We start from the raw sequence: 25,202 nt of genomic DNA, 5'->3' as shown, positions 1-25,202 counted from the left end.
GCTCTTTCTCGCCGAGTCGACGCATGTCGAAAACCCTGATGCCGCCGGGCACCTGGCCCGCTATCGTGGTCTGCAACGGAAGAGGCCACCCATGGGAATCGCCACGGACATCATCCTGCTGGTCGTCGCCGCCTTCGTCTGCGGTCTCGTGCTGCAGCGGCTCGGGCAGCCCGTCATCCTGGGCTACATCGCCGCCGGCATCATCCTGGGACCCCACACGGGCGGCCTGACCGTCTCGAGCATCCACGACATCGAGCGCCTGGCCGAGATCGGCGTGGCGCTGCTGTTGTTCGCCCTCGGCCTCGAATTCTCCCTCAAGGACCTCGCCCCGGTCCGCAAGGTGGCCCTGATCGGGACACCCATCCAGATGGTCCTGACCACCGCGCTCGGTTTCGGCATCGGTCACGTCATGGGCTGGGAGTGGAAGGATTCGCTCTGGCTCGGGGCCTGCATCTCGCTGTCGAGCACCATGGTCATCCTCAAGACCCTGATGAACCAGGGCTGGCTCGGCACGCTCTCGAGCAAGGTGATGATCGGCATCCTCATCGTCCAGGATCTGGCCGTGGTGCCGATGATCATCCTCCTGCCCCAGCTCAACGATCCGTCGGTGGGAGTGCCGGCGCTGGGCCTGGCGGCCCTGAAGGCCGCGGCGTTCATCGCCGGCATGGTCGTGCTCGGCACCCGATTGCTACCGGGACTCCTGGCGTACATCGCACGGCTCGGATCGCGCGAGCTCTTCCTGCTGGCGATCACCGCCATCGGCCTGGGTATCGGCTACGCCACCCACCTGGTGGGGCTGTCCTTCGCCTTCGGGGCCTTCGTCGCCGGCATGGTCCTCAGCGAATCGGACTTCGGTCATCAGGCCCTCAGCGACATCATCCCCTTGCGTGACCTCTTCAGCCTGCTGTTCTTCGCCTCGGTGGGGATGCTGCTCGACCCGGTCTTCCTGCGGGACCATCTGCAGCAGGTGGTCGTGCTGGTGCTGGCGGTCAGCCTCGGCAAGGGTCTGATCTTCGCCGCGCTGACCAGGCTATTCAGGTACGGCAACGTGATTCCGCTGGCCGTGGGCCTGGGCCTGTTCCAGGTCGGCGAGTTCTCCTTCGTACTCGCCACGGTGGGCGTGTCCACCGGCTCGATCGACCACGAGCTGTATTCGCTCCTCCTGAGCACGGCCATCCTGACCATGGTCCTGACCCCTCTGGTCTCGGGCCAGACCGCGCGGCTCTACGCCCTGAAGAAGCGCCTGTTCCGCCACGAGCCTCTCGAGACCCTCAACATTCCCGCCACGGGCCTGGCGGACCACGTGGTCATCGTGGGCGGCGGTCGGGTGGGCTTGCGGATCGCCGGCGCTTTTCGGCAACTCGATCTGCCGGTGGTCATCGTGGAACTCGATCACCGACGCGTGGACAGCGTGCGGGCGGCGGGCCTGCCGGTGATCTACGGCGATGCGAGCCACGAGATCGTGCTCGAGGCCACCGCCATCGATGCGGCGCGCCTGCTCGTGCTCACCACCCCGGACGTGGTCGCCGCGCGCGCGATCATCGCCAAGGCGAGGCGCGTCAACGGGGATCTGAACGTCATCGCCAGGACGTCGGACGCCTCGTTCCTACCGGTCTTCGCCGCGCTCGACGTCAGCAGCGTCGTCCTGCCCGAATTCGAGGCCGGCCTCGAGATGACACGCCGGGCTCTCCTGCACTTCGCCGTCCCGGTATCCGAGATCCAGCGTCTGACCGAGTCGCAACGCCGGGATCTCTTCGCCCCGTACTTCGACCACGACCACCAGTACCGGACGCTCACGCAGTTGAGCGCCGCCGATCAGCAGTTCGATCTGGAATGGGTGACGCTCCACGCCGACAGTCCGCTGGTGGCGCGGTCGCTCGGCGAGATCGGGATTCGCGGGAAGACCGGGGCCTCGGTGGTGGGTGTGATCCGCGATGAGCAGCTGGTCACGAACCCGGACGCCCGGTTCCATTTCCAGGCCCATGATCTGGTGGCCGTCATCGGGACGGAAGAGTCGCGCCGCTCGTTGCGGGACCTGACCGGAACCGCGGGCGCGTTATGATCCCGGTCAAACGCCGGTCCCGCTGAGCGCCCGACCGGCGGCCGACCGGCCGGAGTCGGTCAGATGCAATCGCTCGCCCAGCCGCTCCACCAGTCCGCGCCGCACGGCGCCGGCCACCACCTCGCGCGTGAAGTCCGGCGTCCAGCCCACGTGCTTGCCGTGGAGGTGCGCGATGCGCGACTCGTCCTCCTCCTCGGGTCCGCCCTCGTGCTGCAACAGGTGGATGGCCAGCATGACCTGGGCGAACTCCCAGCGCTGGCGGCGGCGGCGGCGCCAGCCGGCGATGAAGCCACGATCGGGAGCGATCAGGAACACGACCCCGAAGACCGAGCCCACCCCCACGGCGATGCAGCCGGCGATGGAGGCGTCGAGCCAGACCGCCAGGCCGAAGCCCAGCGCCGCGGCCAGCGCGCCGAGCAGGACCGAGAGCGCGAGCAGGCGTTCGAGGTGGTCGGTGAGCAGGTAGGCCGCGGCGGGAGGACCGATCATGAGCGCCACCACCAGGATCAGGCCCACGGCGTCGAAGGCGCCCACGGCGGTCACCGACACCAGGGTCATCAGTCCGTAGTGGATGACCACCGGCGCCAGGCCGAGCGAGGCGGCGAGGCCCGCGTCGAAGGTGGCCAGCTTCAGCTCCTTGAAGAAGAGCGTGATCACCGTGAGGTTCAGGAGCGCGATGCCGCCCATGACCCAGAGGTGGCGCGCGCCCAGGTCGTGGCCGCCGATCACGAGACGGTCGAACGGGGCGAACGCCAGCTCGCCCAGGAGCACGGCGTCCACGTCGAGGTGGACGTTGCCAGCGTAGTGCGTGATCAGCACGATGCCCACCGAGAAGAGCGCCGGGAAGACCAGGCCCATGGCCGCGTCCTCCTTCAGCCGCCGCGTCCCCACCAGCAGCTCCACCAGCGCCACGGTCAACACGCCGGTGGCCGCGGCGGCCATGACCAGCCACGGCGAGGAGAGGTCGCCCGTGAGGAAGAACGCCACCACGATGCCCGGCAGGATGGCGTGGCTGATGGCGTCCGACAGCATGGCCAGGCGGCGCAGCATGAGGAACACGCCCACCAGCGAGCAGCCGGCCGCGGCGAGGATAGCGATGCCCAGGATCTCGAATTGCGGCGTGCTCATGACGTCGCCTCCGGATCGCCGGTGACCAGGGAGCGGCCGGCGGCCAGCCCGGAGTCGGTCAGGCGCCAGCGGCCGTCGGGATCGGCCTGGACCAGGCCGCGGTCGGCGAGGTGCGCCAGGGTGTTGCGCACGCCCGCGCGCGGGCCCATGGCCTTGAGCACCGCCACCCGGTGCGGCGCGGAGGTGGGTTCGGCGTGCTGGGCGGCGAGGCGGAAGAGGTCGGCGAGCACCTGATCGGCGCGGACGGCGCGGCGCTGGCGCCAGATGCGCAGCTGGGCGGCGAGCAGGCCGCGCTGAGGGGCCAGGAGCAGCGAGAGCACGGTCAGCAGCGTGACCACCAGGATGATGGTGGGACCGGTGGGCAGGTGGGGCACCAGGCTCGAGAGCACGGCACCCACGAGGCCGCTCAGCGCGCCGAAGACGCCGGCCAGCGCCACGAGGCGGCCGAGGCGGTCGGTCCACTGGCGGGCCGCGGCGGCGGGGGCCACGATCATGGCACTCATCAGGACCACCCCCACGGTCTGCAGGCCGATGACGATGGCGATGACCAGCAGCGTGGTCAGGGTGACGTCGAGCAGGCGGACGGGCAGGCCGAGGGCGCCGGCGAAGGCGGGGTCGAAGCTGAGGAGCTTGAATTCCTTCCACAACAGGAGCAGGCCGATCACGACCAGCGCGCCGAGCACGGTCATGGTCACCAGATCCTCCCCCACCAGGGTGGCGGCCTGGCCGAAGAGGAAGCGGTCGAGGCCGGCCTGACCCGCGCCCGCCGACCGCTGCACCAGCGAGAGCAGCACCAGGCCCAGGCCGAAGAAGACCGAGAGCACCAGGCCGAGCGCGGTGTCTGTCTTGATGCGGGTGGTGCGCACGATGAGCATGACCAGCAGCGAGGCGGCCCAGCCGGCCAGCGCGGCGCCGAGGACCAGGATCAGCGGGGTCTTCAGGCCGGTGAGCACGAAGGCGAGCACGATGCCCGGCAACGCGGCGTGGCTCACCGCGTCGCCGAGGAGGCTCTGCCGGCGCAGCACCGCGAAGGCGCCGAGAGCGCCAGCCACCAGGCCGAGCGCGGCCGAGCCCAGCGCCACCGTGCGCAGGGTGTAGTCGAAGACCAGGTCGTGGAGCACGCTCACGGGCGGATCCTCCCGTAGCCGCGGACCTGTGGTTCGTCGTCGTCGTCGGGCCGGGGCGCCGGATCGGCGGGGGCCTTGCGCTGGAGGAACTCCACGCGGCCGCCGAAGGCCAGGCGCAGGTTCTCCTCGGTGAAGGCCTCGGCCACCGGGCCGCTGGCCACGCGGCGCACGTTCAGGAGGGTGACCCAGTCGAAGTAGTCGGTGACGGTCTGCAGGTCGTGGTGCACCACCACCACGGTCCGGCCCAGCGCGCGCAGCTCCTTCAGGAGTTCGACAATGGCGCGCTCGGTGCGCGCGTCCACGCCCTGGAACGGTTCGTCCATGAAGTAGACCTGCGCGTCCTGCACCAGCGCCCGCGCCAGGAACACGCGCTGCTGCTGGCCGCCGGAGAGCTGGCTGATCTGGCGGTCGGTGAACTCGGTCATGCCCACCTTGTCGAGCGCGGCCAGCGCCTGTTCGCGCTCGCGCTTGCCCGGTCGCTTGACCCAGCCGAGGGCGCCGTAACGGCCCATCATCACCACGTCGAGGACGGTGGTGGGGAAGTCCCAGTCGACGCTGCCGCGCTGGGGTACGTAGCCCACGAGGCGGCGCTGCACGGCGTACGGCTTGCCGAGGATCTCCACGCGGCCGGCCGCCGTGGGCACCAGGCCGAGCATGGCCTTGATCAGCGTGGTCTTGCCCGCGCCGTTGGGACCCATGATGGCCATGAGCTTGCCCGACGGTACGGTCAGGTCGATGTCCCAGAGGACCGGACGTTCGTGGTAGGCCACGGTGAGGTCCGTGACCTCGACGGCGGGTGCTTGCTCATTGCTCATGCGTGACCTCGCCGCGCAGCGCGGCCGCGATGGTGTCGATGTTGTGGCGGACCACGCCGAGGTAGGTGCCCTCGGGAGTGCCTGCGTCGCCGAGGGCGTCGGAGAAGAGCGAACCGCCCACACCGACGGTGAAGCCGCGTGCCGTGACCGCCGCCTTGACCGCCTCGATGGCGCGGGGCGAGACCGAGGTCTCCACGAAGAGCGCGGGGATCCGGCGCTCGGCGATGAACGCGGCCAGGTCCTGGACGTCGCCGGTGCCGGCCTCGCTCACGGTGCTGATGCCCTGCAGGCCGCGCACCTCGAAACCGTAGGCGTGGCCGAAGTACTCGAAGGCGTCGTGCGCGGTGATCAACACGCGCAGCGGTTCGGGGATGGTGGCGGTCTGGGCACGGACGTGGGCGTCGAGCTCGTCGAGCTCGCGGCCGTACTGATCGGCGTTGGCGCGATAGTCCGCGGCGTGGGCCGGGTCGAGGTCGACAAGCTCGTCGCGTACCGCCAGGAGCGCGTGGCGCCACAGGCGCACGTCGAACCACACGTGGGGGTCGTGAGTGCCCTGGGCGCCCTCGGGCGAGAGCAGCTCGGACTCGGGAATGGCCTCGGCCACCGCGCGTGTGCGCTGCGTGGCGCCCATGCGTTCGAGCACGTCGCCCATCTTGGCCTCGAGGTGCAGGCCGTTGAAGAGGATCAGGTCGGCGCGACGCAGGCGCTCCACATCGCCGGCCGAGGCCTTGTAGAGATGCGGATCGACACCGGGTCCCATGAGCACGTCCACCTGGACGTGATCACCGCCCACCTGCGTCGCCAGATCCCCCACCTGGCCGGTGGTGGTCACGATGCGCAGCTTGCCGTCGTCCCGGACGGTCTCGCCTCCGCCCCCGCAGCCGGCGAGGATGGTCGCCAGGGCCAGGGCCGTCACCGTCATGCGCCACTTGGTCATCGTTCCTCCTCCTCGATGCTCACGTAGGCGACCACCTCGGCCCCCACCACGCAGGTGCGGCCGGCGATCTCCAGATCCACGGGACCGTTGAAGGGGCGGCGCCGCAGCACCGTCACCAGCGCGCCGGGCCTGAAGCCCAGAGCGGCGATGTAAGCCGCATGGTCAGCGCCGCGCGGATGGACGGCACCCACGGTGGCCGTCGCACCAGCGGGCAACTCGCTCAGCCGCCGGCCCCCGACCCCACCCGGGATCGGCGTGCCGTGGGGATCATACTCCGGCCGGCCCAGCCATGCATCCAGGCGTTCGACCACCTCATCGCTGAGCGCGTGCTCGAGGCGGCAGGCCTCCCGGTGCACCTGCTCTGGCGCCAGCTTCAGCTCGCGCACCAGGAAGGTCTCCAGCAGGCGGTGACGCCGGAGCACGGCCAGCGCCGCCTCGCGGCCGGCGTCCGTGAGGCGCGATCCGCGGTACCGCTCGTGCGTCACCAGACCCTCGCGAGCCAGCTTCTTGAGCATGCCCGTCACCGAGGGCTGGGCCACCGCCAGGCGGTCGGCCAGCTCCTTGGTGGCGGCCACGCCCCGCCGGTCCTCCAGGCGGAGGATGGCGGTGAGATAGTCCTCGATGGCGGCGCTGTGCATCATCCTAGATCCTGATCACCACGCCGGCGCCGGCGAACCAGTCCTCGCCCTCGCCGGAGAAGCCGCGGCCGACGCGGGCGTCGAGCTGCCAGGTGGGCCGGGGCTGGAAGGTGACGCCGAAGTCGGCGTAACCGGTGCTGTCGCCGTTCTTCTCCTCGCGGTCGAAGCCGAAGACCTCGGCGAAGAGACCCCAGCGATCACCCAGGGTCAACGCGAGCGAGGTCGAGAGCCAGCTGGTGCCGAAGGTCACGCTGTCGACGTTCAGGAGCGCCGTGCCCAGGTTCGCACCCAGGCTGAAGTTGGCCGGCAGCGCCCAGCCCGCGGCGGCCACGCCGAGCGGCTGGACCGCCTCGGCGCCGATGTGGGTGGCGCCGGTGGGGAAAGTCACGGTACCGAGGAGGGCCAGATCGGGGACCCAGCCGTCGTTCGTCACCAGGCGGTACTTGAAGCCGAGGCCGATGTCGTTGAAACCGTCGACATCGCGGCGCGGATCGGCGGGGTCGGTGGCGTGGACGTAGCTGCCGAAGATCAGGCGCAGCTCGGTGTCCCGGGCCACCCCGATCCGCAGCAGCACCTCGCCCACGTGCGTGGACTTCGCCTCGCCCGCCACGTAACGCGTGATCCCCATCTCGAACTGGAGGTTGCCGGTGGGCACGGCCACGGCGCTCTCGGTGAAGTCGGGGCGGTCGCCCACCAGGGGCTCCCCGGCGAACGACTGTACCGGCAGCAGGCCGGCCAATAGAAGAAAGAGCAGTGTCCTGAGCATGACGAGCGGTCCCTCGACAATAATTAGGGGAGACTAATTTTCATCAATCTAGGTCCATTGCCACCAGCGTCAAGACCCGTTCTCCCCCATCAGCCCATCTGGCTCGCCACCATCACCACGCCCGCCAGGATCAGCCCCGTGCCCATCATCTGCACGGTGGTGATCTTCTCCCCCAGCAGCAGGAACGACAGCCCCATGACGATCACCAGCCCCACGCTCGTCATGATGGGATAGGCCAGGTTCACCCGGATCCTGCTCAGCGCGAAGGCGTAGGCCAGCACGTTGAGCGCGAAGAGCACGATGCCCGCCATCACCCGACCGTTCAGCAGGATGCCCTTGAGCGTCTGGACCGGTTGCGACAGGGTCAGCTCCAGATCCTTCATGCCCCAGCGGATGAGCACGTTGGCCGTGGCGTTGGCGACGAGGGCGAAGACGAGAGCGAAGGTGGCGGTACGCACGAAGGGGCCTCCAGGGGCTGGTTGCGGTGATTTGCGCGCATGATAAACAGCGGGCGCCGGTTTGGCGAGATCGAACTCGCCCACCGTCGCCCGCCTTCATCCCCCACCGTGCTGTCGGGTACACGATCGTCGCGGAAGCTGCTTCTGAAGAGCAAATGACATTACGGAATCGTGATCAGCGTGGCAAGGGGCGGATCATTTGGCCGGCGTGGCGTGCCTCGCCACCGGCAGCTCCAGCACCGCCGTCACCGGGAAATGATCCGAGGGCCAGACCTCGCCGGCGCGCGAGCGATCGATGGCCGCCTCGAGCACGGTCGTCTCGCAGCCGCAGAGCACCCAGTCGATACGACCGCGGCTCGGGGTGTCCCGGAAGCCGTGGAAAGTGCCCGTGGCCGTCGGGTCCTCGTCGGGACCGTGGACGCTGGTCCAGGCGTCGCAGAGCAGCGGGGTGTCGGCGTCGCCGAGGAGCAGGGTACGGTGCACCGAACTCTCGACGGCGCCGGCCGGCGCGTTGAAATCGCCGGTGACCACCAGGACGGCCTCGCCCCGGCTGGCGGCGAGCCAGCGATGCAGCAACGCCGCCGATTCTCGCCGCGCGACCTCGCCCAGGTGGTCGAAATGGGTATTGAGCCAGAGGATCTCCGCGCCGGTGCCGCGGTCGTCGAGCCGCAGCCAGGTGGCGATACGGGGCAGGGCGGCGTCCCAGCCGCGGCTGCCCACCACATCGGGGGTGTCGCTCAGCCAGAAGGTACCCTGGTCGCGCAGCACGAAGCGCTCGCGGCGAAAGAAGCAGGCGCACATCTCGCCGGCCTCCGCGCCGTCGTCGCGGCCCACCGCCACCACCGCGTACCCGGGCAGCGCGGCCTGCAGCTCGTCGCGCTGGAAGGCCAGGCACTCCTGGGTGCCCAGCAGGTCGGGATCGAAGCGGACGATGGTCCCGGCCACGTGCGGGGCGCGCTGCGGCCAGCTGTGCGGGCCGTCGTCTGCGGTGCCGTAGCGGATGTTGAAGGACATGACGCGCAGGGGCGGCGGCTCGACCGTTTCGGCCCGGACCTGGGTTGCCGACAGCGCCATGAGGAGGATCAGGAACAGGTTTCGCATGGGTGGCATCCCCGGCTGATGGTCATGGTCATGCACACCGGCTGGAGCCTACTCCAGCCGCAGATGATCCAGATAGATCACGCGTGGCGCCGGCAACCGCGTGGCGAAGATCCCCAGCGACACGATGTCCCCCAGGTCCATGGCGCGCCCGGCCGGCGCCGCGGCGATCTCGGCCAGCGGGATCCGGTAGGTGTTCCAGCCCGGCCCCGCCCAGAGCCGCCGGTTGAACCGGTTCTCGTAGGCGTAGCCGTCGACGTAATGCTCGCGGTCGCCCACCAGCAGGGTGAGCTTCAGGGTGTCGGGATCGGGGTTGTAGACGTCGAGGGCCAGCAGTTCCCAGCCGCGCCAGTCGCGCGGGAAACGCCGGGGGCCGGTGCCAGAATAGAGACTGGTGTCGAGCTGGATCTTGAGGCTGTACTCGCCATGGGCGGCCACGTCCTGCGAGCGTTCGGAGTTCTCGGACCAGTAGGCGGCCTCGCGCGGGTGCTCGAAGTCGGCGAGCAGCGGCTGCTGGTGCTGGATCTGCCACTCGACGTTGAAGGCGTGGATCACCAGGGCCAGCTCGCATGCGAGCAGCGCCACCACCAGGGCCCGGGCGATCCCGCGGAAACGGACGTCCGGCCGGATGATCACGAACCAGGCCAGCCAGACGCCCAGCAGGTTGCGCCAGACGTCGTGCCAGTCGGGGTCGCGGGCGAAACGCGCCTGGAGGCCCTCGATGAGGAGGCCCAGGAGCACGGCGGCGGCGCTGCAGAGGGCCAGGATCAGCCAGGGCCGGCGGCGGCGTGGCGCCGGCAGGAGCGACCAGGTCAGATAGGTGGCGACGGCGAAGAAGACGATGTGGGCGAGGTTGAGGAGGTCGCTCCAGGTCGGGGGATCGAGGGCGGAGGGGCCACCGATCACGAAGAAAGGGGTCATGGCGAGGAGCAGGACGGCCAGGATGAGGTTCTTGGGCATGGGGCGGGGTTTCCGTTGGTGGTGGTGTGGTTCCCGGGATCGCCTTCGGTCGGGAATCTAGCGCAAGGGGGAGTGCGGGGGCAATGGTGGAGGTGGGGGTTGTGTTTGATCGAGACTGTCACCGTCCTGGTCGGTGTCATTCATCCGGCCTGCCAGGATCATCCAGGCGGAACTCATCCATTGACCCCACACAATCGATATCTGGATTCATTTTTAACCCCCGGGGGTTATTGTAACCGAGGTTTAAAAAATACAACAATCAACCCACGAAACACTCCAAATCAAATACAGCACACAGTATACAAAACGCGGGGTTCACCATACCCACAACAAATACACATAACAAATGGCCCACCCCGATCCCGAGGTGGGCCATGATCCAGCCACGAGTCTCCGACGCCCGACCTACTCCATCAGGTCCAGCACCTTCAACCTGGCCTCCGCGCGCTCCCGCGCGAGCAGTGCGCGCTCCTTGTCGATCTCCGCGTCGTTGGACCGCAGCCGCTGCTTGGCGCGCTCGAGGGCGGCCTTGGCGCGGTCGGCGTCGATCTGGCCGGCCTCCTCGCAGGAGTCGGTCATGATGTTGACGGTGTTGTCGCTGATCTCTAGGAAGCCGCCGCTGCAGGCCATGAGCTTGGTGGGGCCCGCGTCGGAGAGCTTGATGGTGATGACGCCCGGGACCAGGCCGGTCACCAGCGGCGCGTGGTTGGCCCACACGCCGAGGTAGCCCTCGCTGCCGGGCAGGGTCACCGAGACGGCCTCGGCTTCCCAGGCCACCTTCTCCGGGGTCACGATGTTGACCTTCAGGGACTTCATCTCGTATTACCCGCCTCGCCGGCCTAGGCCGTGGCCTGCAGCTTCTCGTAGTTCTCCAGCACCTCTTCGATGGCGCCGCAGTAGAGGAAGCACTGCTCCGGAATGTGATCGTACTCGCCGGCGACCAGCCCCTTGAAGCTGCGCACCGTGTCCTCCAGCTTGACGTAGCGGCCCGCCTTGCCGGTGAACTGCTCGGCCACGGCGAACGGCTGCGAGAGGAAGCGCTGGATCCGGCGCGCGCGCTGGACGGTGACCTTGTCCTCGTCGCTCAGCTCGTCCATGCCGAGGATGGCGATGATGTCCTGCAGATCCTTGTAGCGCTGCAGGTACTGCTGCACCTGGCGCGCGAGGTCGTAGTGCTCCTGGCCCACCACGCGCGGGTCGAGGATCCGGCTGGTGGAGTCCAGCGGGTCGACCGCGGGGTAGATGCCCAGCTCGGCGATCTGGCGCGAGAGCACCGTGGTGGCGTCGAGGTGCGAGAACGCGGTGGCCGGGGCCGGGTCGGTGAGGTCGTCGGCGGGCACGTAGATCGCCTGGACCGAGGTGATGGAGCCGCTGCGCGTCGAGGTGATGCGTTCCTGGAGCTGACCCATCTCGGTGGCCAGCGTGGGCTGGTAGCCCACCGCCGAGGGCATGCGACCCAGCAGCGCCGAGACCTCGGAGCCGGCCTGGGTGAAGCGGAAGATGTTGTCGATGAAGAGGAGCACGTCCTGGTTCATCTCGTCGCGGAAGTATTCCGCCATGGTCAGGCCCGAGAGCGCGATGCGCAGGCGGGCGCCGGGCGGCTCGTTCATCTGGCCGAACACCAGCGCGGTGTTCTTGAGCACGCCGGACTCGGTCATCTCGAGGTAGAGGTCGTTGCCCTCGCGGGTGCGCTCGCCCACGCCGCAGAACACCGAGTAGCCGCCGTGCTGCGTGGCGATGGCGTGGATCAGCTCCTGCACGATCACCGTCTTGCCCACGCCGGCGCCGCCGAACAGGCCGATCTTGCCGCCCTTGGCGTAGGGCGCGAGCATGTCGACGACCTTGATGCCGGTCTCGAAGATCTCGTTGGCCTCGCCCTGGTCGGTGAGATCGGGCGGGGCGGCGTGGATGGGGTTGACCTTGTCGGGTTCGGGCACCGGGCCCTTGCCGTCGATTGGCCGGCCGAGGAGGTTGAAGAGGCGGCCCAGGCACTGGTCGCCCACGGGCACGGCGATGGGCTTGCCCGTGTCCAGGCCCTTCATGCCGCGCACCAGGCCGTCGGTGCTGTCCATGGCGATGGTGCGCACCACGTTGTTGCCGGTGTGCTGCGCGACCTCGGTGATCAGGTCGATGCCCCTGGCCTCGTCCACGATGTGGATCGCGTTGAGGATATCGGGCAGGTGGTCGCTGTCGAACTCGAGGTCGACGGTGGGTCCGATGACCTGCTTGACCGCGCCGTAGTTCTCGGCCATGTCTGATCTCTCCTCGGTTACAGTGCGTTGGCCCCGCCAACGATGTCCAGTAGCTCGGCGGTGATGGCGGCCTGGCGCTCGCGGTTGCGCTGCAGCGTCAGGGCGTCGATGAGCTCGCCGGCGTTGTCGGTGGCGGCGGTCATGCTGGTCATGCGCGCCGCGTGCTCGCTGGTGAAGGCCTCCATGAGCGTCATGAAGACCCGGTTGCGCAGGTACAGCGGCAGCAGCACGTCGAAGAGCTGCGTCTGACCCGGCTCCCAGATGTAGTCCAGATCCGCGGTGTGGTCGTCGTCCGCGCTGTCCTCGCCCGCGGTCTCCTCCGGCGCGATGGGCAGCACGAGGCGGTCAACCGGCGCCTGGGTCATGGTGGAGACGAACTCGGCGAAGACCACGCGCACCTCGTCGAACGTGCGGCCGAGGAACGCGCCGACGATGGTGTCGCCCACCTCGTGCCCGCGCTGGGCGGTGGCCTCGCCGTTGTAGTCGTCGTGGCGCGCGAACAGGGTGTAGCCGCGCTTGGCGAAGAAGTCGCCCGCCTTCTTGCCCACGGTCAGCAGCTCGGTCTCCACGCCCGCCTCGCGCGACGCGTCCACCACCTGCTGGGCCCGCTTGATGAGGTTCATGTTGTAGCTGCCGCACAGGCCCTTGTCCGAGGTGATGACCACGAACAGGCGGCGCTTCACCTCGCGCACCTCGAACAGCGGGTTGTCGCCGTCGGCGGCGCCGGCCAGGTGCTGCACCAGCTTGACCAGCTTGTGCGCGTACGGCCGGGCCGCGAGCATCTTGCCCTGCGAGCGGTTCAGCTTGGCCGCCGCGACCATCTTCATGGCCTTGGTGATCTGCTGGGTGCTCTTGACCGAGCGGATGCGGTTGTTGAGGATCTTGACGCCGGCACCGGGCACGGCAAACCTCCAATGGCGCTATCGCTGCGCCTTGAACTCCGCGATGGCGGCCTTCAGGTGATCGACCGTCTCGTCGGCGAGCTGGCCGCTCTGCTCGATGGCGTGCAGCACGCCCGCGTGGTTCTCGTCGAGGTAGGCCAGGAAGCCGGCCTCCCACTGGCGCACCTCATCCGCCGGGATGTCGTCCAGCGCGCCCTGGCTGGCGGCGAAGATGATCGCCACCTGCTTCTGGACGGGCATGGGCACGTACTGGTCCTGCTTGAGGACCTCCACCATGCGCGCGCCGCGGGTCAGCTGGCGCTGGGTCGCCGCGTCGAGGTCGCTGCCGAACTGGGCGAACGCCGCCAGCTCGCGGTACTGCGCCAGATCGAGGCGCAGCGAGCCGGCCACCTTCTTCATGGCCTTGGTCTGGGCGTTGCCGCCCACGCGCGACACCGAGATGCCCACGTTCACCGCGGGCCGCACACCGCTGTAGAAGAGGTCGCCCTCGAGGAAGATCTGGCCGTCGGTGATGGAGATCACGTTGGTGGGGATGTACGCCGAGACGTCACCCGCCTGGGTCTCGATGATGGGCAGCGCCGTGAGCGAGCCGCCGCCCTTCTCGTCCGACAGCTTCACTGCGCGCTCGAGCAGGCGGCTGTGCAGGTAGAAGACGTCGCCGGGGTAGGCCTCGCGGCCGGGCGGACGCCGCAGCAAGAGCGACATCTGGCGGTAGGCATTGGCCTGCTTGGAGAGGTCGTCGTAGACCACCAGCGTGTCCTTGCCCTCCCACATCATGTGCTCGGCCATGGTGCAGCCTGTGTAGGGCGCGATGTAGAGCATGGGCGCGGGCTCGCTGGCACTGGCGGCGATGATGGTAGTGTACTCCATCGCGCCGTGCTCCTTGAGCGTGTGGTACACGCCCGCCACCGTCGACTGCTTCTGGCCGATGGCCACGTAGAAGCAGTGCACACCCTGGCCCTTCTGGTTGATGATGGCATCGATGGCGATGGCCGTCTTGCCGGTCTGGCGGTCGCCGATGATCAGCTCGCGCTGGCCGCGGCCGATGGGAGTCATGGAGTCGATGGCCTTCAGGCCGGTCAGAAGCGGCTGCTTCACCGGCTGGCGGTCGATGACGCCGGGCGCCTTCAGCTCGATCTCGCGGGTCTCGGTGGTGGGCACCGGCCCCTCGCCGTCGATGGGCTGGCCCACGGCGTTGAGCACGCGGCCGATCACGGCGTCGCCCACGGGCACCGACGCGATGGCGCCCGTACGCGTGACCTGGTCGCCCTCCTTGATGTGGGTGTCCTCGCCGAGGATGGCCACGCCCACGGAGTCCTCTTCCAGGTTCAGCACCATGCCCATGATGTCGCCGGGGAACTTCACCAGCTCACCGGCCATCACCTCCTGCAGACCGTAGATACGGGCGATGCCGTCACCGACCTGCAGGATCGTACCGACGCTCTCGATCTCGAGATCGCGGCCGTATTTGTCCAGCTCCTGGGACAGGACGGAGCTGATTTCCTCGGGCCTCAGTTTCACTGGCGACTCCTTCAGACTATCGGAGGGGCGTCTTCTCGAGGGTCTGCTTCAGCCGGTCCAGACCGGTGCGCAGGGTCCCGTCGAGGATCTGATCGCCCAGGGTCACGCAGACGCCGCCGATCACCGACGGGTCCACCTTCTTCTCGAGGATGATCTTGCTGCCGGTCAGCTTGCTGAGCCGCCGGTCGAGTTCTGCCGCCTGGTCCTCGGACAACGCCACCGCGGTCACGACCACGGCGCGGCGGAACCCGCGATACCGCTCCACCAGCGCGACGAACTCCCGGTGGATGTCGGCGAGATGGAGGATGCGGTCCTTGTCCAGGAGCAGCTCCAGGAACTGCACCAGCACCGGCTCCACCTGGCCGTCGAGGACCTTGTGGATCAGCGCCTTCTTGTCCTGGGTCGGGACCTGGGGGCTCTGCATGAAGATGCGCAGCTCGGGATGGTCCGCGGTCGCCTTCAGCAGTCCGTCGAAGGACTCCTGCAGCGGGTCGACCAGATTCCGCGCGACGGCGACGTCGAGCAGGGCCTGGGCATAGCGGACGGCCACGTTGCGATCACGCATGGGGCTGCTCCCCGAGCTCGTCGATGTACTGCTGGATCAGCTGGCGGTGCTTGGGCTCGTCCAGGCGCTCGCCGATGAGCTTCTCCGCGGCGCCGATGGCCAGCTCGACCACGTCGTCACGCAGCTGCTTCTGGGCCTTGCGCGTCTCGATCTCCAGGTCCTGCAGACCCTTGGTCTTGGCCTGATCCATCTCGGCGCGGGCCTTGGTGACGATGCCGCCGGCCAGCTCCTCGCCCTTCTTGACCGCCTCCTGCACGCGCTCACGCTCGATCACCTTGATGTCGGAGAGCTTGGTCTCGAAGTCGGCCTTCAGCGTCTCCGCCTCGGAGAGTTCCTTCTCCGCGGTGGAGTAATCCTGCTCGATCTTCTCCCGCCGCTGGTCGAGGAGGTCGAGGATGGGTCCCCAGGCGAACTTCTTCATGATCCACATCAGGACCAGGAAGCCCGCGACCGTGGTCAACAACTGGGGCCAATTTGGGGCCATGTTCATGGACTCGATCCTTCGCGTTGCACCGGCGGCGGCGGCTCGCTGGGGGGGCGGGTTAACCGCCCCCTTCCAAGGCACGCCGGCCACAGCCGGCTCTCGGCAAGCGGGCGACTAGCCCTTGAGCACGAAGACGGAAACGAAGGCGTAGATGGTCAGGGCCTCGATGAAGGCGCTACCGATGATCATCGCCGTCTGGATCTTGCCGATGGCTTCGGGCTGCCGACCCATGGCGGTCATGGCTCCCTCGATGGCCTTGCCCAGACCGAGGGCGGAACCGAAGGCAGCGATGCCCAGGCCAATTGCCAGAAAACCGTTGGTGTCCATGTTTCCTCCTTAAGTGCCTTGGAAGTGGCGGATCGTCCCGCCGTTTGTCAGCCCCGGACCGGGTCCGGACCTAGTGCGCCTCCTCCTCGTGACCGTGAGGAAGCATCAGCGAAATGTAAATGGTGGACAGCAGGGTGAAGACCAGAGCCTGCACCGTGCTGCCGATCAGGGCGATGGCGTAGAACGGGATCTGGATAGGGAAGCCCGGGAACCACGTGGCGATGGCGCTGCCCCCCACCATGTCGAGGATGAAGCCCATGAGCTGCACGCCCAGGACCACCATCACGGCGATGAGCGTGTCCTCGCCGAAGATGTTGCCGAACAGACGCAGCGAGAGCGAGATGGGCTTGATCAGCTCGCCCATCAGCTCCAGCGGGAAGATCATGATGGCGAAGGCCCACTCGATGCCGCTCTTGGGCTGGCCGGCGAAGTGGTAGAGGTAGCCGCCGATCCCGTTCTCGCGGATCCCCACGTACTGCACGTAGAGGAAGGTCATCAGGCCCAGGCCCAGCGTGGTGTTGACGAAGCTGGAGGTGGACGAGTGGCCCAGCGGCACCAGGCCGAAGAGGTTGTTGCAGATGATGAAGATGAACAGGGTGCCCAGGTAGGGGGCGAAGCGGCGGGCCTGGTCGCCGAGGATCTCGCGGAACATGTTGTAGAGGCCGCCCACGATCATCTCGGCGAAGAGCTGTTTGCGCGAGGGGTCGCGGTCGTGCAGGCTGCGGCCCACGCTGATGAACCAGGAGGCCAGGATCAGGGCGACGATCAGCGAGAAGACGGGATCGAGCCACTCGCCCACCGCGGCGGCCTGCTCGGGCGAGAGCAGGTTGCCGGCGAGCAGAGCGACGATGTTCTCGAGGTGGTAGCCGCCGCCGTGGTCGCCGTGGTCGCCGTGAGCCGCGTCGGCGTGATGCTCGTCCGTGGCCGGCGCCTCGACGGCGTGGCCGTGACCATCGTGGTGGTCGTCCGCGGGCTGCTCGTGGTGCTGGGCCAGGGCAGCGCCGGCGGTCAACAGGAGGACCACGAGCGTCGTGGTCAGAATCCGGCGTTGGTCACGCTTCAGCATCGTCACCTCGCTGGGGTGGTTCCTGACTGGGCCGGGGTCTGGTCAGTAGACCCGCCAGGACTAGTGCCGCCAGCATGACCGTGAGGCCAAGGGCCAGGCCGGCGACCGGAAACGGCGCGACAATTAAAAGCCAAACAGCCAGAACGTAAAGTGTCAACTTTGCCGTGGACCAAAGAAAAACCAGGCGGAGATCGCGGATATGGTCGCGCGGGAGGACCGCGGCGCGCAGCAGGCCCTCCATGGCCCGGAGGTTCAGCGCCGACCACACCGCACCGATCACCAGGCCTGGCGCGAGATCCCGACGGTCGGCGACCAGGAGGACCGCACCGACGGCCAGGCCGAGGCCCACCGTCCCCCATTGCGCGCGGCGCAGGAGGCGTCGGTCGGTCATTCTTGCTCGCTGCCCTGCTTGATGATCTTGTAAACCTGCCGGGCCGCTGCCGCCAGGCCGAAGAGCACCCCTCCTACCTCCATCCAGGGCTCGCCGCCCCAGCGTTTCTGGGCCAGCTTGCCGAGCCACCAGCCGAGGGCCGGGCCCACGCCGAGCATGATGGGGATGGCGGTGTAGATCCCCACGTCACGCATGTTGCGTTGCTTCTCGCGGTCCTGGCGCGGGCGGGGCATGGCGGGGCACCTCGCGACGAAATGAAGGCAAAAGCGGCCGCACCATCGCCCAGTCGGGCTGCGGTGCGGCCGCTATCCTAATACCTGCGCCCCCGTGGGTGCAACGTCCGTTCGGACGGGACGCTACTTCTTGACCGGGTCGGGCTGCCCCAACTTCGGCGCCGCGGGAGCGGGCGGCCCGGCGTCGGCGGGGTTGGTGGTCTTCTTGGCACCCATGGAGCAGTTGCCCTCGAAGAACACGCCCTCGTCGATGACCAGGCGCTTGGTCTTGATGTCGCCCTCGAGGTGCGAGCCGCTCTGCAGCTCGATCTTGTTCTCGGCCTCGATGTCGCCGAAGAACTGGCCGCCGATGATGGCGTTCTTGACCTTCACCGAGGCACGCACCACGCCGGTCTTGCCCACGACCAGGCTCTCGGGCACACCGATGTTCCCCTTGAACTCACCCTCGATGCGTAGGGTGCCCTTGACTTCGATGGATCCCTCGAATTTGGCGCCCTGGGCGATGATCGAGGTCTGGCCGGCGTTGATGGTGGTGTTTTCGGGCTCCTTGCCGAACATTTCGTCCTCCTCGGTCCCGGAGCCGGGCCCCGGTGGTCCAAGTGTTCGGGGACGATCCCTCGTCCCGCTGAAAGTAAGGGGCGCGCGCCCCGGGCGACCGGTCATTGAGCCGGCGGCTCTCCGCTGAGGAACCGCCGTGGGTCCACGGCCATGCCGTTATGCCAGATCTCGAAGTGCAAATGTGGGGCCGAAGCTTCCCCGGTCTCGCCCAGGTAGGCCACGACCTGACCCCGGCGAACCTGCTCGCCGCGGGCCACGGCCACGCTGGAGCAATGCCCATATACGGTTAGGTAACCCAAACCGTGCTGGATTTCCACATAATTCCCCAGGTAGGGGTCCTCGCCCGACCGGGCCACCACCCCATCGCCGGCGGCCAGGATCGGAGCACCTTCCGGTCCAGCGATATCCAGTCCGGTATGGGGCCGGATCCCTCGGGCGATCTGACCCTCCACGAATTCCTGGGTCACATACCCCGCCGCGGGCCAGGCGTCGGGCGGCGGCGTCATCACCGCCGAGGCCAGCAGGTCCATGCCCTCGGTCGATGGCGCGGTCCCCGTGCTGTCGATCCCGTAGCCCTCGATGCCGAGCAGCAGGAGCAAGCGCTCCTGGAGGCCGCGCGTGATCTCGAGCTCGTTGCGCAGTTCCCCCATGGTGGCCAGATCGGCTCGGGCCGTCGTGAGCCGGCGTTCCAGATCGGGCACGCGCGCCGACTGACGCAGCACCGAGCCATACGTGATCAGGACGTACGCCAGCAGCACGGCCAGCGCCGCCCCCAGGATCCCGAGCAGCCAGATCATCCGGTGGCTGATATTGAACTCGCGCATCCCCTGCTGCTCGTCGTTGATCAGGATGATGCGGGTGAATCGGCTCATGACTCCTCCGTTGCTCCGGGATGCTGGGGGGCGGCCGCCGAGGCCGCGCCGGACCCGCCGAGGCCGAGGCCGGGCTCGGGAAAGGACAGCAGGAAGCGGGCACCGCCCTCGTGGGTCTCGTCCAGATCGATGCGACCGCCGTGCTCATGCATGATGCGCGCCACGATGCTCAGACCCAGGCCGGTGCCCTTGCCGTAGTCCTTGGTGGAGAAGAACGGCAGGAAGACCTGTTCGCGATGCTCGCCGGCGATGCCGCTGCCGGTGTCGGTGAAGCTGACCAGCACCTCGCCCGGCGCGCCGGGGCCCATGGCGATGTCGATCCGCCCGCCGCCGGGCATGGCATCCACGGCGTTGACCAGGAGGTTGAAGAAGACCTGGTCCAGTTCGTTCCGGTTCCCCCGCACCATGGGGGCCGGATCCGCCGCCTCGATGACCACCTCCACGCCGGCCACCTTGAGGCTCTTCTCCATGAGGTAGACGGTCTCGTGGACGATGTCGCGCAATGGTTCGAGACCGCGATCCTGGCTCTGGGGTCGCGCGAAATTGAGCATTCCCTTGATGATCTGCCGGCACTGCTCGGTCTGGCGGATGATCCGCTCCACGTCCTCGGCCTCGTCCTCGGCCAGCTTGGCGTCGGCCAGCATCTGCGCCGACAGCAGGATGGACCCGAGCGGCGTGTTGAGCTGGTGGGCAATGCCCGCGGCCAGCTGGCCGATGCCCGCCAGCTTCTCGGCCTGGCCCATACGGCTCTCGAGCTGGCGCTCGCTGGTGACGTCGCGGGCGATGACCACGAAATGGTGCTCGTGCGGCTGCTCGGCGCCGCGACCGGCGGGCAATGGGGAAAGGGTGAGCTTGATCAGACCATCGGGACGATCGGGCCGGCGCAGGGGGAACTCGAAGGTCAGGCTGTGCTGCAGGCGGCGGGCGTCGTCCATGGCGCGGTCGATCTCCAGGCCGTAGCAGAGGTGGACCTCGCCCAGGGGTCGGCCCAGCACCGAACGGCGGGGCGCACCGAAGAGCTGCTCGGCCACCTTGTTCCACTCCCGGATCCGCCCCTCGCCATCGAGGAGGAAGATGGCCTCGCCGGCGTGGTTGATGATGGACCGGTGCTTCTCCTCGGATCGACGCAGACGCTGCTGGTCTCTCTCCCGCTCGCGGAGGCTGACCCAGACCGCACAGCCCGCCGCCAGGGTCAGGAGGTGGAATGCGCCCGAGGAGAGGATCTGGTTGCGGGTGCGGGGATCCAGCGAACCATCGCTGTCGCGGGGAGCGGTGCCCAGCTCCACGAGATTCAGGACCAGCAAGCCGGTCGACAGGGAGATCAGCACCACCAGCAAAAGCCTTAATCTATTGTATTTTAACAAATTATCTCCAAATTGACCCACGTTGACCATGACATGATCTTGCCAAAATGTCAGCCGTCCAGGTCGACCTGGACACCCATCATGGCCAGCAGCCGCTCCAGATCCCCATCATCGTAGAAGGCGACGCTGACCTGGCCCTTTCCGCGGGCATCGCGGGCGATGACCACCGGCGATCCGAAGTGGGCCTCGGCCCGTTCGCGCAGCGCCCGGATCTCGGGGGTCTCCAACGGTGTGGTGCCGCCGCCCGGCCGCGGCTTCCGCGTCCGCTGCCGCGCCATGGCCGCACCCTGAGCGCGGCGTTCCACCTCGCGGACGGAGAGGCCACGGCTGCGGCAGAGCCGGGCCAGGCGGAGCCTTTCGGGTCCCGCCGGCACCGCCAGCAGCGCCTTGGCGTGGCCACGGGTCAGCGTGCCATCGTCCACCAGGGCCCGGATCTCGTCCTCCAATGTCAGCAACCGCAAAGAGTTAGCTACCGTACTCCGGTTCTTGCCGAGCATGTCGGCCAGCTCCTCCTGGGTCGCACCATAGGCCTGGAGCAGACCCTGGAAGGCCTCGGCCTCCTCGATGGGGCCCAGGTTCTCGCGCTGGATATTCTCGAGCAACGCCACGCGCAGCGCCTCGGTCTCCTCGTACGAGCAGGTGACCGCCGGCACCTGATGCAAGCCCGCCAACCGGGCTGCCCGGACGCGGCGCTCGCCCGCCACCACGATGAACCGCGGCGCCTGGCCTTCCTCGCCGGCCGGGGGCACGACCTCGCCACGGCGCAACTCCCGCACCAGCACGGGCTGCAGCACGCCCACGTCCCTCAACGAGGCGGCCAGTTCCTCCAGCTTGTCTTGCCGGAAGACCTTGCGGGGCTGATCGGGGTTGAAGGTCAACTCGTTCAGGGGGATGTCCCGGATCGCTCGACCACCCGCGCCGCCATCGGTGCCGGAACCCGCGGACTGGATCAGTGCCGACAAACCCTTGCCCAGTACCTTCTTGGCCATGAGATCACCCCTCCTGTCGCGCCACGGCGGCGCCGTTACTGGTGGTGATGATCTCCTGGGCGAGTGCGAGGTAGCTCTGCGAGCCGAGGCACTCCACATCGTAGAGCAAGATCGGCTGACCGAACGACGGGGCCTCGCTCAGACGCACGTTCCGTGGAATCCTGGTCTGGTAGACCACGTTGCCGAAGAACTCCACCGCCTCTTCGGCGACCTGGTTGGAAAGGCGCAACCTCTTGTCGAACATGGTCAAAAGTACACCCTCTATCTGCAGGTCGGGATTGAGGTTCCGCTGCACGAGCTGCACTGTGCTCAGGAGCTGGCTGAGCCCCTCCAGGGCATAGTACTCGCACTGGATCGGGATGAGCACCGAGTCCGCAGCGGTGAGGGCGTTGAGCGTGAGCAGGCCGAGGCTGGGCGGCGTATCGATCAGGACGAAATCATAGCGCTGCCGAGCTTCGCCCAGCGCACTCTTGAGGAAGTGTTCGCGCTTGTGCTGGTTCACGAGTTCCACCTCGGACCCCGCCAGGCGTCGGTCGGCGGTCATGACATCCATGAACGGGATCTGGGTGTTCTGGATACAACTCGTGAGGGACGCGTTGCCGAGCAGGAACTCGTAAGACGAGGTCTCGCGCGGCTCGACCCCCACGCCACTGGTGGCATTACCCTGGGGATCCAGATCCACCAGCAGGACACGCTTCTCGGCCACGGCCAGGCTCGCGCAAAGATTCACGGCCGTGGTGGTCTTGCCCACGCCGCCCTTCTGATTCGAAATGGAGATGATCTTGCCCATACAGGTGATCCATCCGTGGTAGGGGTTCAAGAGACCGCTGTTCTGCGGTCACGGATCGTCGGGCAATGTAAACCGGATCCGGGAGACCTGTCCAGCCAGCAGGGGACCACACATGGAGATATTACGGCAACATCTTGCCAACACGTGGTTCGTGGCGTCGATTATTTTGACCCGACAGACCCCGGATGTCCCACGGACACCCTTTGGCGCTGGATTGTTCCACGTGGAACAATGAGGAATGACCATGGACGATGTTCCACGTGGAACAATGATCAGGAGGGGCGCTCGTAGCGGGTGAGCAGCAGCCGCGGGTTGCCCGGGCCGAGCACCTGGGACCGCTGGTGTTGCCAGGCATGCCCCTCGCCAGTGGCCAGGAAATCCACCTCGAGGGTCGCCAGGTCGCTTCTATGCGGGTCGAGGAACCTGGCAATGGCCACGGTTCCCGGTAACGGACCCTCCCCCAGGACCCCCCGCAAGCCCGACAGGATCTCGGCATCGTTCAGGCGGAGCGCCTTGAGGGAAACCAGAACGCCCGGAACCACGAACGAGTCCACAGGAAGGCCCCCCTCTCCCCAGCGCGCCTGCAGGACCTGGAGCTCCGCCAATCCCAGGATCCGCCCGGTCCGCTGCAGGAACCAGGCTCGCTTTTCCCGCGGCTCGACCAGGAGCGACCACCCACCATGGCCATCGTCATCCCGCGCGCAACTCCAGACCAGCCCTGGCAGGCCGCCCCCGGACCCGAGATCGGCATAGCCGCCGGCCGCGAACCATTCCTCGGCGCCCAGGGCATCCCGGATCAGGCCCCAGCCGGCCCGACACTGCTCGAGGAGCGCGTCGATCCGTTGGCGTGTGCGGACCCTGCTGACCAGGTTGATCTGATCGTTCCAGCGCTCGATCTCGTCAGCTAGTCGCGCCAGGCGTTTGGAATCGTTGTGTTTACCGTGGTCACTCATGCGCCCCCCTCCACTGGCGCGGTTCGCCCCCTGGCCCGGCGGACGAGGATGGTCAAGGCTGCCAGATCTCCGGCCCGGACTCCATCGATACGACTGGCCTGGCCAAGCGTCCCGGGGCGCATGCGATGGAGCTTCTCCCGCGCCTCGTTGCTGAGGGCCGCCAGTTCCAGGTACGGGAATCCAGCGGGGATCTCGAGGTCGTCCAGGTGCGCCTGTTCGGCCAAACACTTGACCTGTTTATCTATGTAACCTTCATATTTTAAATCATTTACACATTCATCAACCACGCCCTCCGCCAGCAGTCGCTCCCGGTCTGGCGGCAAGTCCTGCGCCACGGTCGCCCGCAACAGGCCCGCCAGGTCGCCTCCGCCATTGCCCACGATCGGGATGTCGGCAAGGACTTGATCGGGATGACGCAGCCGCTCGGCGGCGGCAATGGCGATCCCGCTGGTGGGATGCGGCACCATGGTGTCCCGCAGGACCCGGAGAATCCGCTGGCGCGCCTGCGCGCGCTGTTCCAGGCGCACCACCTCTCCGCGCGGCAGCAGACCGAGGCTGGTGGTCGTGGGGAGCAAGCGCGTCTCGGCGTTGTCGCACCGGAGACTCAGGCGGTGTTCGGCTCGCGAGGTGAACATGCGGTAGGGTTCGGTGATGTCCTTGGTTGCCAGATCGTCGACGAGAACGCCGAGATAGCCCTCGTCGCGGCGCGGTCGCCAGCAGGGCCGGTCGGTCAATGAGCGCACCGCATTCACGCCGGCGAGCAGGCCCTGCGCCGCGGCCTCCTCGTAGCCGGAGGTCCCCAGGATCTGCCCGGCCAGCAACAGGCCAGAGACCGCCTTGCAGTGGAGGCTCGCATCCACCTGCCACGAAGGCACGCTATCGTACTCCACGGCATAACCGTATCGCGTCAACTGGGCGCGCTCGAGACCCTCGATGCTGTGCACCATGGCTTCCTGCACATCGGCCGGCAAGCTGGTGGAGATCCCGTTGACGTAGACCTCGGGCGTGTCCAACCCCTCGGGCTCGAGGAAGACCAGGTGGCGGTCACGATCGGCGAAACGGACGACCTTGTCCTCGATGGACGGGCAGTAGCGCGGACCCTGCCCGTCGATGATGCCGCCGTAGAGGGGCGACCGATGCAGGTTGGCGCGGATGATGTCGTGCGTGCGCTGATTGGTGGCCGCGAGCCAGCAGCGGTGCGCCGGCGGGTCGAAGGTCCGGGTGCGGAAGGAGAACGGGCGCGCGTCGCGATCGCCGGGTTGCTCGTCGAGTCGGGCGTAGTCGATGCTGTCGGCATGCAGGCGCGGCGGCGTACCGGTCTTCAGCCGGCGCAGCGTGAAGCCGAGCCGCTGCAGCTCGCCGCTGAGCCCCTCGCTGCTGGCGGCGCCCTCGCGGCCGCCGCGGGTCTGCCGCTCCCCCACGTGCATCAACCCGCGCAGGAACGTACCCGTGCAGAGGATGACGCGCCGGCTCGCCAGTTCGCGACCATCGGCCAGACCGACCCCGTCCACGCGCCAGGGACACGCGACGTCGCCCGTCTCTGTGGTGAGCAGGCGCGCGGCATCGCCGGTGATCAGTTCGAGACCCGGCTGGTTCTCCACCGCGGACGCCATGTATTCCTGGTAGCGGTGCTTGTCGGCCTGGGCGCGCGGGGCGCGCACGGCTGGCCCCTTCCGCCGGTTGAGGATGCGGAACTGGATCCCCGTGGCGTCGATGGCGCGGCCCATCTCGCCGCCCAGCACATCGATCTCCCGCACCAGGTGGCCCTTGCCCAGGCCGCCGATGGCGGGATTGCAGGGCATGCGGCCGATCTCCTCGCGCACGTGGCTGACCAGCGCCGTGCGGCAACCCAGACGCGCGGCAGCCAGCGCCGCCTCGATGCCCGCGTGGCCACCGCCGACCACGATCACGTCGTAGCTGTGGTTCATGGCCTGCACCCGGTCGCC

At 67.9% G+C, this 25,202-nt stretch carries 27 protein-coding genes; 1 reads left to right on the top strand and 26 read right to left on the bottom strand.

Translation table 11 applies throughout. The features are described from left to right. Positions 1-91 precede the first annotated feature (91 nt). Complete coding sequence (locus tag IFSED24_RS15190; protein WP_491332322.1) at positions 92-2,062, top strand: monovalent cation:proton antiporter family protein; 1,971 nt, start codon at positions 92-94, stop codon at positions 2,060-2,062. Positions 2,063-2,068: 6 nt separating this feature from the next. On the opposite strand, the gene IFSED24_RS15185 is transcribed toward IFSED24_RS15190, so the two are convergent. From IFSED24_RS15185 to mnmG, 26 genes are all read right to left on the bottom strand, one after another. Then, positions 2,069-3,190: a metal ABC transporter permease gene (locus IFSED24_RS15185; protein ID WP_491332321.1), complete on the bottom strand. Its 1,122-nt coding sequence runs from the start codon at positions 3,188-3,190 to the stop codon at positions 2,069-2,071. After that, entirely contained in the window at positions 3,187-4,317 is a 1,131-nt protein-coding gene (locus IFSED24_RS15180; protein WP_491332320.1) for an iron chelate uptake ABC transporter family permease subunit, read from the bottom strand. Before IFSED24_RS15180 ends, IFSED24_RS15185 begins: the two co-directional genes overlap by 4 nt. Further along, on the bottom strand, positions 4,314-5,132 hold the full coding sequence (locus IFSED24_RS15175; protein WP_491332319.1) for a metal ABC transporter ATP-binding protein: 819 nt from the start codon (positions 5,130-5,132) through the stop codon (positions 4,314-4,316). The genes IFSED24_RS15180 and IFSED24_RS15175 overlap by 4 nt, the downstream gene beginning before the upstream one ends. Continuing rightward, on the bottom strand, positions 5,122-6,069 hold the full coding sequence (locus IFSED24_RS15170) for a metal ABC transporter solute-binding protein, Zn/Mn family (RefSeq protein WP_491332318.1): 948 nt from the start codon (positions 6,067-6,069) through the stop codon (positions 5,122-5,124). The genes IFSED24_RS15175 and IFSED24_RS15170 overlap by 11 nt, the downstream gene beginning before the upstream one ends. Next, on the bottom strand, positions 6,066-6,710 hold the full coding sequence (locus tag IFSED24_RS15165; RefSeq protein WP_491332317.1) for a metal-dependent transcriptional regulator: 645 nt from the start codon (positions 6,708-6,710) through the stop codon (positions 6,066-6,068). Before IFSED24_RS15165 ends, IFSED24_RS15170 begins: the two co-directional genes overlap by 4 nt. A gap of 1 nt (position 6,711) precedes the next feature. Beyond that, entirely contained in the window at positions 6,712-7,473 is a 762-nt protein-coding gene (locus IFSED24_RS15160; RefSeq protein ID WP_491332316.1) for a transporter, read from the bottom strand. Between the two features lie 89 nt (positions 7,474-7,562). Then, positions 7,563-7,931 carry an EamA family transporter gene (locus IFSED24_RS15155; protein ID WP_491332315.1) on the bottom strand — a complete coding sequence of 123 codons (369 nt, stop codon included), beginning with the start codon at positions 7,929-7,931 and terminating at the stop codon, positions 7,563-7,565. A 195-nt stretch (positions 7,932-8,126) separates the two neighbouring features. Continuing rightward, complete coding sequence (locus IFSED24_RS15150) at positions 8,127-9,032, bottom strand: endonuclease/exonuclease/phosphatase family protein (protein ID WP_491332314.1); 906 nt, start codon at positions 9,030-9,032, stop codon at positions 8,127-8,129. A gap of 48 nt (positions 9,033-9,080) precedes the next feature. Further along, a complete protein-coding gene (locus IFSED24_RS15145) occupies positions 9,081-9,989 on the bottom strand; it encodes a CIA30 family protein (RefSeq protein ID WP_491332313.1) in 909 nt (302 codons plus the stop codon). A gap of 405 nt (positions 9,990-10,394) precedes the next feature. After that, entirely contained in the window at positions 10,395-10,805 is a 411-nt protein-coding gene (atpC, locus tag IFSED24_RS15140; RefSeq protein WP_491332312.1) for an ATP synthase F1 subunit epsilon, read from the bottom strand. 23 nt (positions 10,806-10,828) lie between these two features. Further along, entirely contained in the window at positions 10,829-12,241 is a 1,413-nt protein-coding gene (gene atpD, locus IFSED24_RS15135; RefSeq protein WP_491332311.1) for a F0F1 ATP synthase subunit beta, read from the bottom strand. Between the two features lie 17 nt (positions 12,242-12,258). After that, positions 12,259-13,143: an ATP synthase F1 subunit gamma gene (gene atpG, locus IFSED24_RS15130; protein WP_491332310.1), complete on the bottom strand. Its 885-nt coding sequence runs from the start codon at positions 13,141-13,143 to the stop codon at positions 12,259-12,261. 18 nt (positions 13,144-13,161) lie between these two features. Further along, on the bottom strand, positions 13,162-14,664 hold the full coding sequence (gene atpA / locus IFSED24_RS15125; RefSeq protein ID WP_491332309.1) for a F0F1 ATP synthase subunit alpha: 1,503 nt from the start codon (positions 14,662-14,664) through the stop codon (positions 13,162-13,164). Positions 14,665-14,680: 16 nt separating this feature from the next. Next, a complete protein-coding gene (gene atpH / locus IFSED24_RS15120; protein ID WP_491332308.1) occupies positions 14,681-15,229 on the bottom strand; it encodes an ATP synthase F1 subunit delta in 549 nt (182 codons plus the stop codon). Then, positions 15,222-15,719, bottom strand: coding sequence for a F0F1 ATP synthase subunit B (atpF, locus tag IFSED24_RS15115; protein WP_491332307.1), 498 nt, complete (start codon positions 15,717-15,719; stop codon positions 15,222-15,224). Before atpF ends, atpH begins: the two co-directional genes overlap by 8 nt. Positions 15,720-15,827: 108 nt before the next feature. Further along, complete coding sequence (locus IFSED24_RS15110; protein ID WP_491332306.1) at positions 15,828-16,040, bottom strand: ATP synthase F0 subunit C; 213 nt, start codon at positions 16,038-16,040, stop codon at positions 15,828-15,830. 70 nt (positions 16,041-16,110) lie between these two features. After that, positions 16,111-17,106, bottom strand: a complete 996-nt coding sequence (gene atpB, locus IFSED24_RS15105; RefSeq protein WP_491332305.1) for a F0F1 ATP synthase subunit A — start codon at positions 17,104-17,106, stop codon at positions 16,111-16,113. After that, positions 17,093-17,497: a hypothetical protein gene (locus IFSED24_RS15100; RefSeq protein WP_491332304.1), complete on the bottom strand. Its 405-nt coding sequence runs from the start codon at positions 17,495-17,497 to the stop codon at positions 17,093-17,095. Before IFSED24_RS15100 ends, atpB begins: the two co-directional genes overlap by 14 nt. Then, complete coding sequence (locus tag IFSED24_RS15095) at positions 17,494-17,730, bottom strand: AtpZ/AtpI family protein (RefSeq protein ID WP_491332303.1); 237 nt, start codon at positions 17,728-17,730, stop codon at positions 17,494-17,496. Before IFSED24_RS15095 ends, IFSED24_RS15100 begins: the two co-directional genes overlap by 4 nt. A 123-nt stretch (positions 17,731-17,853) precedes the next feature. Further along, complete coding sequence (locus IFSED24_RS15090; RefSeq protein WP_491332302.1) at positions 17,854-18,288, bottom strand: bactofilin family protein; 435 nt, start codon at positions 18,286-18,288, stop codon at positions 17,854-17,856. A gap of 101 nt (positions 18,289-18,389) precedes the next feature. After that, complete coding sequence (locus IFSED24_RS15085) at positions 18,390-19,160, bottom strand: M23 family metallopeptidase (protein WP_491332301.1); 771 nt, start codon at positions 19,158-19,160, stop codon at positions 18,390-18,392. Next, positions 19,157-20,491 carry a two-component system sensor histidine kinase NtrB gene (locus tag IFSED24_RS15080; protein WP_491332300.1) on the bottom strand — a complete coding sequence of 445 codons (1,335 nt, stop codon included), beginning with the start codon at positions 20,489-20,491 and terminating at the stop codon, positions 19,157-19,159. Before IFSED24_RS15080 ends, IFSED24_RS15085 begins: the two co-directional genes overlap by 4 nt. Before the next feature lie 83 nt (positions 20,492-20,574). Continuing rightward, positions 20,575-21,513: a ParB/RepB/Spo0J family partition protein gene (locus IFSED24_RS15075; protein ID WP_491332299.1), complete on the bottom strand. Its 939-nt coding sequence runs from the start codon at positions 21,511-21,513 to the stop codon at positions 20,575-20,577. Between the two features lie 4 nt (positions 21,514-21,517). Next, positions 21,518-22,303, bottom strand: a complete 786-nt coding sequence (locus IFSED24_RS15070; RefSeq protein WP_491332298.1) for a ParA family protein — start codon at positions 22,301-22,303, stop codon at positions 21,518-21,520. Between the two features lie 272 nt (positions 22,304-22,575). Beyond that, on the bottom strand, positions 22,576-23,256 hold the full coding sequence (locus IFSED24_RS15065; protein WP_491332297.1) for an RsmG family class I SAM-dependent methyltransferase: 681 nt from the start codon (positions 23,254-23,256) through the stop codon (positions 22,576-22,578). Then, positions 23,253-25,184: a tRNA uridine-5-carboxymethylaminomethyl(34) synthesis enzyme MnmG gene (gene mnmG, locus IFSED24_RS15060; protein ID WP_491332296.1), complete on the bottom strand. Its 1,932-nt coding sequence runs from the start codon at positions 25,182-25,184 to the stop codon at positions 23,253-23,255. The genes IFSED24_RS15065 and mnmG overlap by 4 nt, the downstream gene beginning before the upstream one ends. Positions 25,185-25,202 lie beyond the last annotated feature (18 nt).

It is taken from the genome of Candidatus Latescibacter sp. IFSED24 (genome assembly GCF_058273205.1).
The sequence above is the reverse complement of the archived record's forward strand: the minus strand, read 5'-3'. Positions and strand labels throughout refer to the sequence as shown.